The organism is Pedobacter sp. KLB.chiD, from assembly GCF_047040275.1.
Taxonomy (GTDB): Bacteria; Bacteroidota; Bacteroidia; order Sphingobacteriales; family Sphingobacteriaceae; genus Pedobacter.
Map to the genome: position 1 here is coordinate 5095871 of NZ_CP178207.1, position 18904 is coordinate 5114774.

The following is an 18904-nucleotide window of genomic DNA, read 5'->3' on the forward strand; positions in this document are numbered from 1 at the left end:
TTACAAACCAATTATTTAGAAAAATTGTCTGCGTTCATCAACATCCTCACCGTACTGTTTACCATCATTGCTATGGAGTGTTTATCGTGGTTTATACACAAGTATCTATTCCACGGGCCATTGTGGTTTATGCATAAAAGTCACCACCAGCAATCAAAATCATTTTTCGAATGGAACGATTTGTTTGCCTTGCTATTTGCCGGAGTATCATTGTACCTTATGTACATTGATCAGGATAACTTAAGTTACCGGTTTTTTGTAGGACTGGGAATCACATTGTATGGCTTGATTTATTTTGTGGTACACGATTGGTTTGTGCACCGGCGTTTTAAAACTTTTAAAAGCAATAATGCTTACTTGCAAGCGGTAAGGAAAGCACATAAAATCCATCATAAAAACAGGGGAAAGGAAAAAGGAAAAGCCTTTGGTTTGTTGTTTGTGCGGAAAAGTTTGATAAAAAAATAACTAAAATATTTTAAAACTATATAATTAGTTTATATTTGACTGGTCATTAAATTAGTTAAGGTTATGAAAATTTTGGTTTTTTTAGCAATGCTTTTCTGGAGCACCGGTTTGTTTGCACAGTGGTTTACATTTGAGGTTAAAGGGCATATCGACGATGCTGAAAAAGCAAAGTATGCATATTTATATAGCGCAGGTAATAGAAATATTTTCTTAAAGGTGCCACTTGTAGGCGGAAATTTTAAATTTAGCTCAACTGCCAATTTGGATGGAAGTCTTTTACGCTGGGCGGTTATCTTTGTTGAAACACGAGATAATGTTACCGCAGCAGAAGTAAAGAAGAACCTCGATAGCAAAACCTGGCGACTGGGTGGAACGCCTAAAATAAAAAGTATCATCCTGGAAAATGTTGATTTAGATATCACAAAGGGAAGCCAGATTAATTATGCTAAAATTGCGGGTGGCGGTACATTTAATAAACAGCTTGAAGAATTAGGTAGTAATGGAAATGTTGATAAAATCAATTTATTTGATTTTATCAGAAAGTACCCTAACTCACCCGTGAGTTTACTTAAGTTACAAGGGTTAGTCAATTTTTTAAAAGTTTTACCTGCGGCTAAATTTGAGCAAATTTACGGCGGATCTCCTCAACAGATGTACGCAATGCTTTCTGATCGTTTAAAACAAAGCAAAGAAGGCAAGTTGATAAAAACGAAAATTGATGAAGGAAAGAATTAGAGGCATGCTATCACTATCAATTCAAGGTTTTCGTTCCAATGCTTTTATGATTAAAAATGATCATAAAATGTATTCAGTTGCTCTTTGATTCTATTGTTCATATTAGTTGTATTGGTGATTATTCTAAAATTTTGAGCTTTAATTTTGATAAGAGGATTACCAAAATCGTTCCTTAGCTATTTTTTATTTTACTTTTGCAGCATAACAGAAAATCACTATGCTTCAAATCCAGGAAAATATTTCGCTAAAACCATACAATTCCTTCGGTATAGATGTTCAGGCAAAGTCCTTTGCTGAAATTTTTTCGGAAGATGAATTGAAATCCCTGTTTGAGCATGAATTGGTAAAAAATCAAAAACTACTCATTATTGGTGGTGGCAGCAATATACTGTTCACACAAAATTATGATGGACTGGTGATCAAAATCAGTATTAAAGGCATTCAATCTAAAGTGATCGATGATCAGGTGTTGGTAACTGCCGGAGCAGGTGAAGTTTGGAACGACTTTGTAAACTACTGTGTAGAAAACCATTTTGCGGGCGTAGAAAATTTAAGCCTGATTCCAGGCACGGTGGGTGCATCGCCGATACAAAATATTGGTGCGTATGGGGTAGAGCTGAAAGATGTTTTTGAAAGCTGCACGGCATTTGAAATCAAAACCGGAGAAATGAAAACCTTTACCTACAATGATTGTCATTTTGGTTACCGCGAAAGTGTTTTCAAAGGCAGGCTAAAGGGGCAATATATCATCACATCTGTCACTTTCCGGTTATCGGCTGTGCCAAAGATTAATACTTCTTACGGTGCTATTGAAACTGAACTGCATAGCAGGGGCATAGCGCAACCGACAATTGCAGATGTTTCGGCTGCTGTATCGCATATCCGCGTGAGCAAACTGCCGGATCCATCTACCATCGGAAATGCTGGTAGTTTCTTCAAAAATCCGGTGATTGAAAAACACGAATTTGCAGATGTTGTGGCAAAACACCCCGATGTGGTGCATTATCCCACGGCAGATGGTAAAGTTAAGCTGGCAGCAGGTTGGCTAATTGAGCAATGTGGCTGGAAAGGCAAGGTGGTTGGGCAAACAGGTACCTGGCGAAACCAGGCCTTAGTTTTGGTTAACCACGGGCGAGCAACCGGCAAAGAAGTGTATGATTTTTCTGAACAAATAATAGACAGTGTGAAGTCTACTTTTGGGGTCACCTTAGAAAGAGAAGTAAATATTCTGTGACGAACGTTGATTATTAGTTAGTTACGTGTTTTTAGCCGTGTGCCAGAAAATTTTGGTATTAAGTTTGTTTGAGTTTTAGCGAATGAACAATAATTGATTTGTTTTTAATCTCCTAAAGCTAAATATCATGACAAAATTTGAATTCAATCATCTAGTTAATCATCACTCGGTATCACTTAGATCTTATGCTTTAAATTTTACTAAAGACGCAGAAGATGCAAATGATTTGGTTCAGGATACTATGCTGAAAGCGATTACTTATTACAATAAGTTTAAGGAGGGAACTAATTTAAAAGGCTGGTTGTTTACCATCATGAAAAATACCTTCATTAACAATTATCGCCGATTGGTTAAAACAAATACTTTAATTACACAGAGCGAAGATATCTCTTCTGCAAACCTATCCTATAGTGCTACTAAAAACAATGCAGAGAGCAAATTTGTGTTAGGTGATATCGATAAAGCATTAGCTCAATTGCCTGAAGAATATTATGTTCCTTTTATCCGCTACTTTGAAGGTTATAAATATCATGAAATTGCTGATATGTTAGAGATTCCAATTGGAACGGTAAAAACACGTATACATGTGGCAAGGGGTATTTTGAAGAAGTACCTTAAAACATATTCGAAAGAAATTGCCAGTACAGAATTGGCTTAAGATACATCTATTATAGAATTAGGGGCTCAGATTAATCTGGGCCTTTTTTGTTATCCCTCCAAAAAAAACGTTATCTCGACCGAAGCGTCTGCCCGTACAGGCGGGGAGAGATTTATCTCCGGATAGTACATCCCTTATATGATCTGGGTTTCTTACCTTTTTGAATCTGCGCGAGCAAATGGAACTACACCTCATTTTTGATTCCCACGGATAACGCTGAAAAGGCCGCAGATTTATTTCATAATGGATATATCATGATCTGCATTTTGAGCATAGCCGGATCAGCATGACGATTGCCTTGTAAAAAGCGTTAAAAAGCAAAAAGCCCGGAAAATCCAGGCCTTTTTGCTTATCATATATTTGGTTAGTTGATTCTTATTTTTTCTTTCAACAATTTGCCTTCTCTCTTATTTCGAAACAAATGCAAACTTCAAACGATTATGTGTTTTTTAAGATTATTGCAGTATTTTTGTTTTGTGGTTATAAAGATAAGGGAAATTTTAAATTTGTCAAGCTTTTTTTAACTTTTTTTTTATTTCTTTTGCTACCACTTGTCCCGAAATGATTGCTGGTGGCACCCCAGGCCCCGGAACGGTTAACTGGCCGGTGTATAAAAAATTTGTTACTTTACTTTTCATTTTGGGTTTTAGAAAAGCGGTCTGTTTCAGAGTGTTTGCTAATCCATACGCATTCCCTTTAAAGGCATGATAATCTTCCACAAAATCTTTCATGGCATAACTGCGTTTAAATAAAATGCTGCTGCTGATATCGTTTCCAGTCAAATTTTTAAAGCGATCAATCAGCACATTAAAGTATTCTTCTCTTTTGCTTTCGCTATCTTCCAAATCTGGTGCAAGCGGAATTAAAAAGAAAAGATTTTCGCAGCCTTCCGGTGCTACACTTTCATCGGTTACTGAAGGGCAGCAGGCATAAAACAGTGGCTTTGATGGCCATTGCGGATGGCTGTAGATTTCTTCGGCATGTTGGTCAAAATTCTCATCAAAGAATAAGTTATGGTGTAATATATTGTCTATTTTTTTATTTAAGCCTATATAAAATAAAAGACAGGACGGTGCCATTGTTCTTTTATCCCAATAATTTTTGTCGTAATTACGGTATGGTTGGTCGAAAAGATGCTGGTCAATGTGGTGATAATCTGCGTTACCCACCACAAAGTCGTTTTTGAAATTTCCCTGATTCGTAACCACGTACGCTGCCAGGTTGTTTTTTACCTCAATTTTGGTTACTTCGGTGTTGAACATGAATTTTACCCCTTCGGCTTCTGCAATGTTTTGCATAGCGGCCACAATTTGATGCATACCGCCCATTGGGTACCAGGTGCCTAATACAAGATCAGCGTAGTTCATCAGGCTATATAATGCAGGTGTATGCTGTGGCGTGGCACCTAAAAATAAAACCGGGAATTCCAAAAGCTTCCGCAGGCGTTCATTCTTAAACAGCTTATGCACATGTTTTCGCATATTGCCCAAAAGCTGTAGTTTAATGCCGCTAATGGCTAACCTGGGGTCAAAGTATTCCATTACGCTATGCGAAGGCTTAAAAACATACTCATTCATGCCTACATCGTATTTATATTTAGCCTGATCGAGAAAATATTTGAGGTTACTGCTGCTTCCCGGCTCAAGTTTTTCAAATAAGGCATACAAATCATCCAATGTTGCCGGAACATCAATCGTATCGTTTTTGCCAAAATAAATGCGGTAAGAGGGGCTTAACCTTTTTAATGCATAAAAATCAGCAGTCGTTTTGCCGAACAGGTTAAAATAGTTTTCGAAAACATCCGGCATCCAGTACCAGCTGGGACCCATATCAAAAAGAAAACCGTCTTTTTGCCAGGTTCTGGCCCTGCCTCCTGCCATTTCGTTTTTTTCGATAACGGTAACATCGCAGCCATCTTTGGCCAATAGGGCTGCTGCAGCCATGCCTGCAAAACCGGCGCCGATAATGGTAACCGTGGTTTTTTTCTCCATGGTGTAAATAAAGGAATTTTATCGCGTTTTGTTTTGGTTTTTTCTCACGCTGTGTCTGTTATTCCGAATGCCATGAAAAATCTTTCTTGTCGATGGTATTTAATCAGTTTACTTGATCAATGGTTTTGGGTAGCATGTTTTATCAGTTTAAATACCTTTTGCCGTGCTGCTATTGACATGACCTGATAGAAGAATCGTCAATTATACTGAAGCCAGCCCGGTTTTTTGCCGGTGCCGAAAGGCCCGCCTGTACAGACGGGAAGAAATCTATAGAGACAGATTTAGCTGCGCTGGGTACTTCGTGGTTCTCAACTGCGTTGCGCTCTGCTTGAAATGACGAGCCCAAAAATGGCTGTCAATCATATTGATTTTTATACCATAAATTATTCCACAGTAAGACAGAGCAAACAAATGCGCCCAGCTTTTCTTACATTTGCCACCATCTCATGATTAAACTACGTATAATATTTCTCCTGCTGTTGGCATCAGGCAACATTGCCTACGCACAACTCTCCAACCAGGAAATTGCGGTATTGAAAACCAACATGGTTAAAGCGGTAGAAAACCCGAAGCTAACTGATTCCTTATTTGCAAAGCTGAATAAACTGCCCAATAAAACCGCATTGGTAACGGGTTACCTGGGTACTTTGGAAGCCCTTAAAGCCAAACACTCCTGGAATCCATACAATAAGATTAAATATGTAAGCCAATCGCTAAAAACGATGCAGAAAGCAATAGATATGGATGGGGAAAATATGGAAATCCGTTTTATGCGTTTTTCGATCGAATTTTATACCCCTTCCTTTCTCGGTTTCAGTAAAAATTTAGCGCAGGATAAAAGGGAAATTATTAAACATTATCAAAATGGAAATTTTGGCCTTGCCGATGCGGAATTGGTAAAAAACGTAGCTAAGTTTATGATCAACAGTAAAAAATGCAGTGCGGCTGAAGTTAAAATTTTAACAAAATACCTTTAAAATGAATTATACCTATCTACTTATTAATATAGCCGTAATTTTTTTTCCGCTGGTTTTATCATTCGATAAAAAAGTTTATTTTTTTAGCAAATGGAAATTTATTTTTCCTGCCATATTGCTTACCGGTATTGTTTTTTTAATTTGGGATATCCTTTTTACCAAGCTTAACGTATGGTCTTTTAATCCTGATTACCTCGTGGGGATAAACCTTTTTGGCTTACCTTTAGAAGAGATGCTGTTCTTTTTAACTGTTCCATATGCCTGTGTATTTATTTACGAATGTTTAAACATCTATTTCCCGAAAAATAACCTCCAAAAGTATAGTCTTGCAGTAAGCAATCTTTTTTTGGGCCTTAGTGTAGCCCTGTTGTTTTTTGGTTATAACAGGTGGTATACGCTGATCAATTTTGGCTTTTTGCTGATCGTGCTGGCCTATGTAGAATATGTCAATGTAAAATTAAGGTTTATGTACAGGTTTTACAGGGCTTATCTGGTTTCGCTTGTTCCTTTTTATATCGTAAATGGTTTTTTAACCGCTGTTCCAGTGGTTATGTACAACGATAAAGAAAATATAGGTTTTAGGGTAGGTACGATACCTTTCGAAGATCATTTTTATTTAATGAGTTTATTGCTGATGAATGTTTTTCTTTACGAGTTTTTTAAAAGCAGAGCGGGTAAAACAAGCGCATAGCAGATTGTAATATCCAATGCCATTTTTTAAAAAATGTACGTGCTGTGTCTTTTGGCAGCATCAGCCCCGCTTTTGCTTTACCTCTTTGCACTTCGTGTTCGCTGCAATCCCTTAGGTTTAGGAATAACGGCTTATGCACCCTGCAACCCTACCAATGAAATGCTGTTTTGGCCAGTTAGCCCTGTATGCAGCGGTACCCTGGAGCAACGAGGTACGAGGCAGCGAAGCGTACAAGCGGAAAACGGGAGGGCATTTGGTGTTTTGCACAGGTCTTGCGCTCGACTTGGTCAAGATATTTTAGCTTTTATCCTATCGGTTAGTGTCTCACCGACCGAAATAAATCAGGGCATATTTAGTATCTTAAGACTTGGAAATGAGCATGCAGTAGTTCTTGGCGGTTTGCAGCCCTGCTTTCCATTACAAGTCCTCGCTGCGCTCCGGGCTTTTCATTGCAATCGGGTTTAGAAACAAAGGTCTGTGCCTTGCCAACCTAAAAAATGAAATACTGTTTTAGCCAGTTAGCCCTGTATGCAGCGGTACCCTTCAGCAACGAGATACGAGGCAGCGAAGCGTATAAGCGGAAAACGGGAGGGCATTTGATGTTTTGAACAGGTCTTACGCTCCACTTGGTCAAGATATTTTAGCTTTTATCCTATCGGTTAGTGTCTCACCGACCGAAATAAATTAGGGCATATTAGTATCTTAAGATCCGGAAATGAGCATGCAGCGACCCTGGGCGATGTGTAGCCCTGCTTTCCGCCTGTAGTCCCTCCTTTTCAATCGGGAGCTACCGCTTCAATCAGTATCTATGTGATAAAGTGATCTTAGTTCAAGTGGTCTTAAGCAAGCCACAATTGTTAAATTTAAACAAAGAATAGAACTAAGATCATGACAAATTTAGCAGAAAAATTAGATTATCCTATCGGTTGGTGTCTCACCGACCGAAATAAATTAGGGACGTAGTTAGTATCTTAAGACTTGGAAATGAGCATACAGTAGCTCTTGGCGGTTTGCAGCCCCGCTTTCCATTACAAGTCCTCTCCCGATGAAAATCGGGATGCGGGCTTTCCATTTCAATCAGGTTTAACAACTTCGTTTCTGCGCCCCCGCGACCTGACAAATGAAATGCTGTTTTGGCCAGTTAGCCCCGTATGCAGCGGTACCCTGCGGCAATGAGGTACGAGGCAGCGAAGCGTACAAGCGCAAGGGCATTTGATGTTTTGTAGCGACCTTGCGCTTCAGATGGGAATTGTAAATCGAAATACCCTGCCGATAAGTCTTCGAATCTGCTCAGACAGAAAACTTTGCATTAATCTTTTGATTTGAAACTGATAGCTGCTTATAATAACATAAGGCATTAACGAAAACACAAGCTTATATGCCCTTATATTTCTGATAGGGTTAAAAACCTTTTGATTATCTTCAACCCGAAAATTAATTAAATGGATTTACCTAATTATACCAAACAACAACTTGCGTTGCGGAACGGACAGGATAAGCCTCAGATTTGGGTGGCTTATAAGGGTTTGATTTACGATATGACGGATAGCAGGTTATGGAAGAATGGGAAACATTATGAACATTGGGCAGGGCAGGATTTGACTGATGAGCTGCCGGATGCACCCCATACCGAAGCTGTGTTTGAAAAGTTTGTTCCGATAGCTATGCTTGCCAAACCAGATTGATTTTAGCAGCTGGTTCATCGCTAAAAACATTAACTCAATAAAAAAACTGCAGACTTGAAGACTAATTTCTTAAAGCCTGCAGCTAACTTGCAATATGAAACTGTTAAATGGTTATTAAAAACAGTTAACTCCTTACGCTTCTATCGTGAAAGAACTTAGGCTTACAAATTCCTGAATTCTTGCGGCAACTTCTTCATCGGTTAAATTCAATAACTTTTCTGTTCCAAATTTCTCCACACAAAATGAAGCCAGGGCAGAGCCATAAATAATTGCGTTTTTCATGTTATTGAAGTTAATGGTTCCCACTTTGGCCAAATAGCCGATAAATCCTCCTGCGAAGGTATCACCGGCACCTGTCGGATCGAATACTTCTGCCAAAGGTAAGGCTGGGGCAGAGAAAATCTGATCTTCATGAAATAACAATGCACCGTGCTCACCTTTTTTAATGATCAAATATTTTGGGCCCATGGTAAGGATTTTCCTGGCGGCTTTTACCAGTGAATATTCTCCTGACAGCTGACGTGCTTCAGCATCATTAATGGTTAATACATCTACCATTTTAATGGTTTCCAGTAAATCATCCATCATAATATCCATCCAAAAGTTCATGGTGTCCATTACAATTAACTTAGGGCGGTTTTTAAGGCGTTTTATCACGGTTTGCTGTACTTGTGGTGTGAGGTTGCCCAACATCAGGTATTCGCAGTCCTGATAGCTCTCGGGGATAATCGGGTCAAAATTTTCCAATACATTTAATTCCGTAATCAACGTATCGCGGCTGTTCATATCATTATGGTATTTCCCGGACCAGAAAAATGATTTTTCGCCAGCCTTAATCTGTAACCCTTCGGTATCAATACCATGTTTGGTAAAAGTGTCGATGTCTGATTGATGAAAGTCATCACCCACCACAGCTACAATTTTTGCTTTATTATAAAAGTAAGAAGCGGCTAAACTGGCGTAAGTTGCTGCGCCACCTACAATTTTATCTGTTTTTCCGAAAGGAGTTTCAATAGCATCAAAAGCTACAGTACCTATGATTATCAGGCTCATATATATGTGTTAAATTTTTTTAAAAATTTTTCAGTGCAAATATTGCATAAATAATTTAAAAGCCCTAATATTGCATTCCCAAAACAAACAAGCGGATGTTTGCTGAAAAGTTTAACTATGTTTCTTTTTTTGGATAGCCGGATTCCTTCTTAGCTCAGCCGGTTAGAGCATCTGACTGTTAATCAGAGGGTCGCTGGTTCGAGCCCAGCAGAAGGAGCAGATTTTTAAAGCCTTACAACATTGTTGTGAGGCTTTTTATTTTTGAGCTGGGTGAGAAGTTTATCTGAGCGCAGGCGAAGGGAGCCCAGCAGAAGGAGTTTAAAGCGGATGACGATAGTTATCCGCTTTTTTTGTTTCAGGTTTATTTTGATGAAAGATTTATTGGATTCCTTAAGTAGGCTCATTCTAGGTAACCCGTACATGCGGGATGAATCAGAGGATCGCTGGGAAGTATGATCCCGATTCTTCGGGAAGCCCGGCAGAAGGAGCTAAAAGCGGATAAAGAATCAGGAATTAGCGATCAGGCCAAATGGTTTTTAGCCGAAGGTTCAGATGCGGCCGTAATGACGCGTAGCATCCCCATTGCAAAAGCCTGGGATGATGCCATGATTGTTTATGCGCAAAACGGTGAAGCCATACGGCCTGAGCAGGGTTATCCCATCAGGTTACTGCTGCCCGGTTTTGAAGGCAATATGAATATTAAATGGATCAGGCGCATCGAACTTTCAGACGAACCCTATATGACCAGGGAAGAAACGTCAAAATATACTTACCCTGTAAAAGATAAAATCAGAATGTTTAGCTTTGAGTTGGATGCGCGTTCCATCATCACCTGTCCGTCTTATCCCCAGAAGGTAAATAAAGGCTGGGTAGAAATACGTGGAATTTCCTGGAGCGGCAGGGGGAAGGTAGAAAAAGTAGAGGTAAGCACCGATGCCGGAAAAACCTGGCAGCTGGCCACTTTACAGGAACCCGTGCTCAGTAAAGCACATACTTATTTCAGGTATCTGTGGAATTGGAAGGGTGAAGCTACTGAAATATTAAGCCGCGTTACTGACGAAACCGGTTATTTACAGCCCACTTTGGCGCAATTGGTAGAAGCCCGTGGCCCAAACCCGGGTGGCTATCACATGAATCCCATCACGGCATGGGAGATTAAAAATGACGGAACCGTTTTATTTAAACCGGAAACCATAAAATAACCAGATGAAACCAGAAAAACGGGATTATGACGCAATTGTAGTAGGATCAGGGCCAAATGGCCTGGCCGCCGCTATTCTCTTGCAGCAACAGGGACTTTCCGTTTTAATAATAGAAGGTAAAGAGGTGATTGGAGGCGGATTGAGCACTGCTGAACTTACGTTGCCCGGCTTTACGCATGATGTATGTTCGGCGATCCACCCGATGGCGCTGGCTTCACCCTTTTTTAAAACCCTGCCGCTAACAGATTTTGGATTAGAATACCTGCAGCCTGTTTTGGCCGCAGCACACCCTTTTGATGACGGAACTGCTGCGATACTGGATCATTCTATTGATAAAACCGCTGAATATTTAGGTGCCGACGCAAAAAATTATACTGCATTGATGGAAAGCATAACGGCTGCCTGGCCACTCATTGATGAAGATGCACTGGGACCTCTCCATTTCCCTAAACATCCATTGGCAATGGCAGGCTTCGGACTAAAAGCATTGACCAGTGCGACAGGTTTTGTTAAACGTTTTAAAGACCAACACGCCCGGGGCCTTTTTGGCGGAATGGCTGCACATGCCATACAACCGCTAAGCAATTTAAGCACCACAGCCATTGGTTTGGTATTAATGGCCACAGGTCACCTTAAGGGCTGGCCGATACCTAAAGGCGGGTCAAAATTTATTGCCGAAGCGTTGGCTGGTTATTTTAAATCGCTGGGCGGAAAAATCGAAACCGGAATTTTTGTTACATCTTTAAATCAATTGCCCTCAACCCATGCGGTGCTTTTTGATGTGACCCCGAAACAGTTACTGCAGATCGCCGGGCATCAATTTTCCAATATTTATAAATGGCAGCTTGAACGTTACCGCTATGGTATGGGGGTGTTTAAGGTAGACTGGGCATTAAACGGGCCGATTCCGTTTACCGCTAAAGAATGCCTTGGCGCAGGTACAGTACACCTGGGTAATACTTTCGAAGAAATAGCGGCTGGTGAGCTGATGACCAGTAAAGGCCGGCAGGCTGAAAAACCTTTTGTGCTTTTGGCGCAGCAAAGTTTGTTTGATCCTTCGCGCGCACCTGAGGGAAAACAGACGGCCTGGGCTTACTGCCATGTTCCCAACGGGTCGAAACAGGATATGACAAGCCTGATCGAAAATCAGGTAGAGCGTTTTGCGCCTGGCTTTAGAGATCGGATCATTGCCAAGCACACGATGAATACTGAACAGATGGAAGCGCATAACCGCAACTACATTGGAGGAGATATTAACGGAGGGATCCTAGACCTGGGACAATTATTTACCCGACCGGCTTTGAGGTGGTCGCCATATAAAACTTCCGCCAAAGGATTGTACCTCTGCTCGTCTTCTACTCCGCCGGGAGGTGGCGTACATGGAATGTGCGGCTACAATGCCGCAAAAAAAGTTTTAAAAGATATTTTCAATATAAAAATCAGATAACCCTAAAGAAAAAACGATGTCAACACAGAACAATGCTTCAGGAACTACAGAAGCTTTAACAGATGCAGGGATCACGCCCGACAAAAAAACATTTTTACAATCGCTTACCGAAGATTGGTGGGCGGTCATTTTAGGAACGATCATTATTGCCACCGTACTTTATTTAACCCATAACGGTACAACAATTACTTTACCCGCTTATAAATGGGCTACTTCTGATGATCTTTTTAATAAAATTCTTTCAGGAGGGAATTTATTGCTCATTTTAGAAACAGGTGCAGTTTTTCTGGTACTTGCAGCCATAGCCATTGGTCTTTCTGGAGGTAATGTAGCGAGGTTTGCTGCAGGTTTCTCTCTCATTTACTTTTTTGCGATCATTTCCTTCATCATTGGCGGCAATAAAAACGTTTCTTATCTCGGACTGGAATATGTGGTGTTTGCTTTGCTGACCGGAATTTTTTTAGGTAATGTGTTAAGACTGCCTGATTGGCTGAAAGAGGCAGTAAGATCTGAATTTTATATCAAAACTGGTCTGGTTATTTTAGGCACTACCATTTTATCGGCCGATTTAATTAAAGCTGGTTTACCCGGAATTGTCCAGGCGGTTATTGTAGTAACGGCCGTATGGTTTTTCTCATTATGGTTGAGCCGCAGGTTAAAAGTGGATGATGAATTTGGTGTGATTTTAGCTTCAGCGGTATCTATTTGTGGCGTTTCAGCAGCGATAGTTGCTGCAGGAGCCATTAATGGCGATAAACGCAAACTCTCTTACGTAACCACATTGGTGTTAATTATGGCCATTCCGATGATGATCATCCAGCCCTGGGCGGTGAGGTATTTTCATATCCCTGATGTTATTGGAGGTGCCTGGTTGGGTGGTACATTAGATACCACTGCAACGGTTACTGCGGCAGGCGATCTGGTTGGACCAATAGCAGTTAAAGCCGGGGTGATTGCAAAATTCTCGCAGAATGTATTTATCGGTGTGGCGGCATTTTTTATCGCCATATGGTGGGCCTATAAAAAACCCAAAGGCGAAAATGGTGAGGTTTTGGTTAAAGCGGAAAGCCCGGGTCTGAAAATTGTATGGGAGCGTTTCCCGAAATTTGTACTGGGCTTTGTTGCGGCATCACTGGTATTCTCTTTCTTACTCTCGCCAGCCACCGCTAAAAATGTAGCGCCCACCTTAAATGGCTTGCGTACCGTTTGGTTTGCCATTGCTTTTATCTCCATCGGTATGGAAGCCAAATTTTCATCACTGGTAAAACTGCAGGGTGGCCGGCCGGCGTTCACCTTTGTAACCGCTCAGATTTTCAACATCTTTTGGACATTGTTATGGGCTTATATCCTGTTTGGAGGATATTTATTCCCAGTGCCGGATTTTAAATAAAAAAATTATTACCTCATGTCTCGGTCCGTGTCTCCACGGACCGAAATTAATATTTGTTGGTCTTTGCTCTTCAGACCCCTTTCTGGTTGTCATGCTAAACGCCGGGAAAACCTTCCAAGTAAGCATGAATGCCATAATAGCAATAAACAACAAATAAATTATCTGTTTCATATGAGCATTTTCTTTAATTAAACATAATCCTTAAGGGAGCATCCCTTGTTTCTGTATTTCATCTGTTAGAGCATCTTCGCGCCACTCAGAAAGACAGATTTATCCAGGCAGATTGAATTTCCTGGCTGATACAGGCCGTCGGTTAATTATTATCCTGCAGCGACGCGGTACGAGGCAGCGAAGCTTAAAAGCGGAAAACATGTAGTATTGTGCAAAGGTCTTGCGCTCCAAATAGAAGTTACTCCTGTATGGTGATGGAAAAGAATTCTTTGTTTTAGGAAATGAGCAGGCAGTAGTTCTTGGCGGTGTGAAGTCCCGCTATTCATTTCAAGTCCTCGCTGCGCTCCGGGCTTTACATTTCTATCGGGTTTAAGGAATAGGTGGCCCCTGCAAACTTAAATAAAAGCTGCTTTTTGGCCAAATCAGGTTACAATAACTTTTGGTAACAAAAGAAACGTAATCCGGGGCGTTTGGCTAATCCAATTTCGCCGCTAAACTGATAACCAAGTTTTGGGAAAAGTGCCTGGGTGGCTATGTTTTTACTGTTGGTATCTACCCTTAAGATAGAAATGTCCGAATCTTTTGCTACCTGTTCGGCCTGTTGCATCAAAGCTTTGGCAATGCCCTTGCCCTGGCAATCGGGGTCAACGGCCAGGCGGTGTGTAACAATAGCTTTTTCGGTAATGTCCCAGCCGGCATCTGCATATTCGGGGTCTTGATCTGTAGTAATAGCTGAAACTCCCACAATTTCTTTTTCCAGTTCAGCTACCCATAACTGGCCAACACCAATATCGCTGGCAAATACTTCAGGGTTCGGATAATCATCTCCCCACTGGAAATTTCCGGCAGCACGCATTGAAGGGACAACCTTGCCCACCAGTTGCATTATAAATGGTATATCTTCTGTAACAGCTAATCTTATTCTCATGGCTGCAAAGATAAAGAATGGGTTTATTAGTTCAATTGCCATTGGTTAGTTTGGGGAAGAGTTGTAGCGGTTAACGGGTTGATTATCTAAAAAGGTTAGTTGTGGCTAAACCCTAACCACTCAACGCTTAACTGTTCAAACAGGCCAATCGACTCTGGACTAAAGACTAACCGTCTTCATCAAATCTTCATCTTTCTGCCTGATATTTGAGCATATTGCTCTTCATCATATTCCGGCTAATAATTAGCTGTTAAGGAATTGTTTTCCAATTGTTTTCTTCTGATTTTCATATTGTTAAATTAAGGTTAAACTTAATTTGAAATTAATATTGAGTTAATATTGGTACTGTTGTTTTGTGCCAAAATAAAACAACAGAAAATGAAATCACGTATACTATCTCTGATCAGTATTCTTGTACTCCTGATTACGTTTGCTCAGGCTCAGGTTACAACATCTAGTATTAATGGAAAGATTAAAGATAACAAAGGCATCATCCCTGGTGCAACCATTGTTATGGTGCACATTCCCACCGGAACAGTATCCAAAGGTTCATCAAACGAATCCGGGCTGTACCGCATCGGTAACTTAAATCCTGGCGGGCCATACAAAATTACCGTAACTTTTGTGGGTTATAATCCGGTAGTAAAGGAAAACATTTATTTAACCCTTGGCTCAGATATAAAATTTGATGTTGATCTTCAGGAACAGGGCAATCAATTGGCCGAAGTCAATGTGAAAGGCCAGAAAGGCGGAACGAAATCTGGTGCAGGTACCAGTATTGGCGAAGGCCAGATTAAAACCCTGCCTACCATGAACCGCAGTTTGCAGGATGTTACCCGCGTAACGCCTCAGGGTAGTAAAGATAATACTTTTGGAGGTACCAATTTCAGGTACAATAACGTAACCATTGATGGTGCAATCAATAACGATGCGATCGGTTTTAGTCCTTCATTGGGTGGACAGAGCGGAAGTTCTGGTATGCCGGGAAGCAGTACACGAACCAACCCGGTTTCGCTTGATGCAATCCAGGATGTTACCGTTCTGCTTTCACCTTACGATGTTAAAGTGGGTAATTTTTTAGGTGGTAGTATTAATGCGGTTACGCGTGGTGGTACCAACGATGTAGTAGGGTCGGTTTACGGTTATGGCCGTAATGCTTCTCTGATCGGCAGAAATAAAATCGGCGATAACAGTAAAGAGCCGTCCGCTTTTCACGATTATCAAACCGGTTTCCGTGTGGGTTTCCCGATTATAAAAGATAAATTGTTCTTCTTTACTAACGAAGAGATTACCCGTCGTCAGGATCCCGTAATTTTAGGTGCAGGATCATCTGACATGAAATTACTTACTGCAAATGATGCACAGCAGATTTCTGATTACATGAAAACTGCTTATGGTGTAGACGCAGGTACGTTCGGTAATTACAATATCTATTCGCAATCAAACAAATTCTTTAACCGTTTAGATTGGAATATCAGTGAAAGCACTCAATTGACCATCAGAAATAACACCATTATTTCTAAAGCAACAAACCTGGAAAGAGACCAGCTTAACTTCAGGTTTGGTGGTATCGATTTCAGGCAGAACAATAACCAGACTTCAACCGTTGCCGATTTGAAAACCCGTTTTGGAAATTCAGCTACCAATAATTTAATTGTAGGTTATTCTACCGTGCACGATTACCGCAATCCACTTTCCAATCCGGCTGTACCGCAGATCGAGATTGCGGCTAACGGAGGAACATTGTTTTTAGGTACCGACCGCGAAGCGAGTATCTTTAATATGAAACAGAATACTTTCGAATTTACCGATAACTATACTTACAATTCAGGTATTCATACTTTTACGGTTGGTACGCACAATGAGTTCTACAAAATTAACTACGGTTTCGTAAATGCATGGAACGGTCGTGTAGCTTACAGCAGTATAGCTGATTTCCTGGCCAACAAGCCAAACCGGGTACGTACAAGTTACAACTATGACGACAATACCCGTGATAACATCATTAACAATCCAACTGCAGAATTTAATGTAAATATGTATAGTATATATGGACAGGATGAAATTCGTATTGGTGACCGTTTTAAGTTAACGCCAGGTTTACGTTTTGATATGGCAAATCTACCTACTATGCCAGCATTGAGTCCAAAAACCACCAACTCGCCTGTTGATGCCAATTACGGCACAACTTATACCTACACACAACCATCATCCATTACCGGCAAATTCCTGAACAAAATCCAGATTTCTCCGCGTGTTGGCTTTAATTTCGATGTATTGGGTAAGCAAAGTTTGGTCATGCGAGGCGGTACCGGTTTATTTACCAGCCGTGTCCCTTTTGCGTGGATTGGTTATGCTTATTATAATAACGGCGTAAACTACGGTGCTTTTGATAAATCGTATGTTTATGCAAATGCAGATCCTGCAAAAATTGTTACACCGGCAGCAGGTTCAGACCCGATCAGAGATGCTTTGACCGGTAATGGCGAAGCAGGTTATGTAACTAAACAAGGTGTAAATGTTAAAGATGCCAGTGGCGCTACGCAGGTAGATTTAGTTGATAATAACTTTAAAATGCCAAAAGCCTGGAGAAGTAATCTGGCCTTCGATTATAAAACAGAAGACCAGTGGAAATTTACAGTTGAGGGAATCTTCAGTCAGGTAATTAAAGATGTACAGTTCCAACAGATCAACTATGTAGATAATCCAAAGTACATGGTTTATGATACACAAAAACAACAGCCTATATATTCAGGTACGAAAATCAATCCTTTGTACACAAATGCCTACTTGTTATCAAACACCGATAAAGGATATAAATATAGCTTAACTGCACAGGTCAGTAAATCACTTCCTTTCGGTTTAGATATGATGGTAGCCTATACCTACGGAAGATCAAAAGATATTGCCAATGGTATCCGTAACTCAATGGAATCTAACTGGCAGTTAAACCAGGCACTTAGTCCGAATAATCCGGGATTGGCTTATTCAAACTTTGATATCCGCAACAGGATCATTTCGACCATCAACTATAGATTGGATTGGGCTAAAAACGGTAAATATGTATCTAACTTCTCGTTATTCTTCAGTGGTCAGTCGGGTTCTCCATACTCATTGGGTTTAGTAAACACCAGGATCAATGGAACAGGACAGACTGTAAGTTTAATGTATGTGCCTGCAGTAGGCGAAACACAGAAATTCTTTGCCAATACAGCTGATGGAATTGCGCAGGCAGCTGCGTTTGATAACTATATCAACGGTGATAAATACCTAAGCAGTCGTCGTGGTGATTTTACCGAACGTAACGGTGCACGTACCCCTTGGAATGTTCAGGCTGATTTCCGCTTCGCTCAGGACATACAGGTGGCCAAAGGAAAACATCCACATGTGCTTACCTTAACCTATGATATCATTAACCTGACCAATCTGGTGAATAAAAACTGGGGAGTTCAGTATTTCTCTCCTAATACTTATAACTCGATGGCCAGTATGGGTATCAAAGTGGCAACCGCCGGAACACCAACCACTTATCCGGTTTATACGTTTGCACAAAAAGATGTAACCTCATATTCTAAAGATTTCTTTGCCTCACGTTACCAGATGCAATTGGGATTAAGATATAGTTTCTAATCTTTTTTAAAATAGTATGTTTTAACGGTCTGACCTGATCAGGGTCAGGCCGTTTTTTGTTTAGCGGCACACCTTATTGATAGTTAAGCGACAAAGTTTACTTAGTAACAATGTTAAACAAGATGAAACCTAAAAGAGGCTTTACTTCGCCAATATAACAGCAGAATATATTAATCAATCACCATGGATCCTTTTTCTGATTTTTAATGATCTGATATTCAGTGTTAAATTAATAGTATGATCCAGCGTTTTAAAATGAAGATTCTTTTCTTAAATAATAATTAAATAATTTTTTGCATAAATAATTTAAAAGCACTAATATTGCACTCCCAAAACGAACAAGCGGATGTTTGCTGAAAAGTTTAAAATCAGCTGTTTTTTTGGATAGCCGGATTCCTTCTTAGCTCAGCCGGTTAGAGCATCTGACTGTTAATCAGAGGGTCGCTGGTTCGAGCCCAGCAGAAGGAGCATAAAGCGGATAATGAAAGTTATCCGCTTTTTTTTGTTTAAAAATTAAGCTGGGCGAGAGATTTATCCTAGGTGCGGCGAAGGGGGATCGTTATGGATAATTCGAATTTTAATGCTGAAAATTACATAAACCCCAATTTATAGCCAATGGAATGGTTTTTTATTTCCATAATAGAATT

General features: G+C 40.4%; 14 protein-coding genes and 2 tRNA genes. 13 read left to right on the forward strand and 3 right to left on the reverse strand.

Annotation, left to right across the window (positions count from 1 at the left end):
* Nucleotides 1-24: 24 nt before the first annotated feature.
* The 4 genes from ACK1I8_RS21150 to ACK1I8_RS21165 all read left to right on the forward strand — a co-directional run bounded on the left by ACK1I8_RS21150 (nucleotide 25) and on the right by ACK1I8_RS21165 (nucleotide 3092).
* On the forward strand, nucleotides 25-465 hold the full coding sequence (locus ACK1I8_RS21150) for a sterol desaturase family protein (protein WP_412467234.1): 441 nt from the start codon (nucleotides 25-27) through the stop codon (nucleotides 463-465).
* 63 nt (nucleotides 466-528) lie between these two features.
* The gene (locus ACK1I8_RS21155; RefSeq protein ID WP_412467235.1) at nucleotides 529-1200 is read left to right on the forward strand and encodes a hypothetical protein; all 672 of its coding nucleotides are present in this window, start codon (nucleotides 529-531) and stop codon (nucleotides 1198-1200) included.
* Nucleotides 1201-1417: 217 nt separating this feature from the next.
* Entirely contained in the window at nucleotides 1418-2434 is a 1017-nt protein-coding gene (gene murB, locus ACK1I8_RS21160) for a UDP-N-acetylmuramate dehydrogenase (protein WP_412467236.1), read from the forward strand.
* Between the two features lie 127 nt (nucleotides 2435-2561).
* The gene (locus ACK1I8_RS21165) at nucleotides 2562-3092 is read left to right on the forward strand and encodes an RNA polymerase sigma factor (protein WP_412467237.1); all 531 of its coding nucleotides are present in this window, start codon (nucleotides 2562-2564) and stop codon (nucleotides 3090-3092) included.
* A gap of 509 nt (nucleotides 3093-3601) precedes the next feature.
* On the opposite strand, the gene ACK1I8_RS21170 is transcribed toward ACK1I8_RS21165, so the two are convergent.
* Nucleotides 3602-5083, reverse strand: a complete 1482-nt coding sequence (locus ACK1I8_RS21170; RefSeq protein ID WP_412467238.1) for a phytoene desaturase family protein — start codon at nucleotides 5081-5083, stop codon at nucleotides 3602-3604.
* A 446-nt stretch (nucleotides 5084-5529) separates the two neighbouring features.
* On the opposite strand from ACK1I8_RS21170, the gene ACK1I8_RS21175 reads away from it, so the two are divergent.
* From ACK1I8_RS21175 to ACK1I8_RS21185, 3 genes are all read left to right on the forward strand, one after another.
* Entirely contained in the window at nucleotides 5530-6060 is a 531-nt protein-coding gene (locus tag ACK1I8_RS21175) for a hypothetical protein (protein ID WP_412467239.1), read from the forward strand.
* A gap of 1 nt (nucleotide 6061) precedes the next feature.
* Complete coding sequence (locus ACK1I8_RS21180; RefSeq protein WP_412467240.1) at nucleotides 6062-6751, forward strand: lycopene cyclase domain-containing protein; 690 nt, start codon at nucleotides 6062-6064, stop codon at nucleotides 6749-6751.
* A 1442-nt stretch (nucleotides 6752-8193) separates the two neighbouring features.
* A complete protein-coding gene (locus tag ACK1I8_RS21185) occupies nucleotides 8194-8436 on the forward strand; it encodes a cytochrome b5 domain-containing protein (RefSeq protein WP_335317619.1) in 243 nt (80 codons plus the stop codon).
* Between the two features lie 132 nt (nucleotides 8437-8568).
* Here the strand turns inward: ACK1I8_RS21185 and ACK1I8_RS21190 are convergent, their stop codons facing one another.
* On the reverse strand, nucleotides 8569-9489 hold the full coding sequence (locus tag ACK1I8_RS21190; protein WP_412467241.1) for a PfkB family carbohydrate kinase: 921 nt from the start codon (nucleotides 9487-9489) through the stop codon (nucleotides 8569-8571).
* 143 nt (nucleotides 9490-9632) lie between these two features.
* On the opposite strand from ACK1I8_RS21190, the gene ACK1I8_RS21195 reads away from it, so the two are divergent.
* The 4 genes from ACK1I8_RS21195 to ACK1I8_RS21210 all read left to right on the forward strand — a co-directional run bounded on the left by ACK1I8_RS21195 (nucleotide 9633) and on the right by ACK1I8_RS21210 (nucleotide 13528).
* A tRNA-Asn gene (locus ACK1I8_RS21195) sits at nucleotides 9633-9706 on the forward strand.
* A 235-nt stretch (nucleotides 9707-9941) separates the two neighbouring features.
* A complete protein-coding gene (locus ACK1I8_RS21200; RefSeq protein ID WP_412467242.1) occupies nucleotides 9942-10691 on the forward strand; it encodes a molybdopterin-dependent oxidoreductase in 750 nt (249 codons plus the stop codon).
* Between the two features lie 4 nt (nucleotides 10692-10695).
* Nucleotides 10696-12138, forward strand: a complete 1443-nt coding sequence (locus tag ACK1I8_RS21205) for a phytoene desaturase family protein (RefSeq protein WP_412467243.1) — start codon at nucleotides 10696-10698, stop codon at nucleotides 12136-12138.
* A gap of 16 nt (nucleotides 12139-12154) precedes the next feature.
* On the forward strand, nucleotides 12155-13528 hold the full coding sequence (locus tag ACK1I8_RS21210; RefSeq protein WP_412467244.1) for a YeiH family protein: 1374 nt from the start codon (nucleotides 12155-12157) through the stop codon (nucleotides 13526-13528).
* A gap of 598 nt (nucleotides 13529-14126) precedes the next feature.
* Here the strand turns inward: ACK1I8_RS21210 and ACK1I8_RS21215 are convergent.
* Nucleotides 14127-14627 carry a GNAT family N-acetyltransferase gene (locus ACK1I8_RS21215; protein ID WP_412467245.1) on the reverse strand — a complete coding sequence of 167 codons (501 nt, stop codon included), beginning with the start codon at nucleotides 14625-14627 and terminating at the stop codon, nucleotides 14127-14129.
* Nucleotides 14628-15005: 378 nt separating this feature from the next.
* On the opposite strand from ACK1I8_RS21215, the gene ACK1I8_RS21220 reads away from it, so the two are divergent.
* Entirely contained in the window at nucleotides 15006-18257 is a 3252-nt protein-coding gene (locus ACK1I8_RS21220) for a carboxypeptidase regulatory-like domain-containing protein (protein ID WP_412467246.1), read from the forward strand.
* Nucleotides 18258-18651: 394 nt separating this feature from the next.
* Nucleotides 18652-18725 (forward strand) — tRNA-Asn (locus tag ACK1I8_RS21225).
* Nucleotides 18726-18904 lie beyond the last annotated feature (179 nt).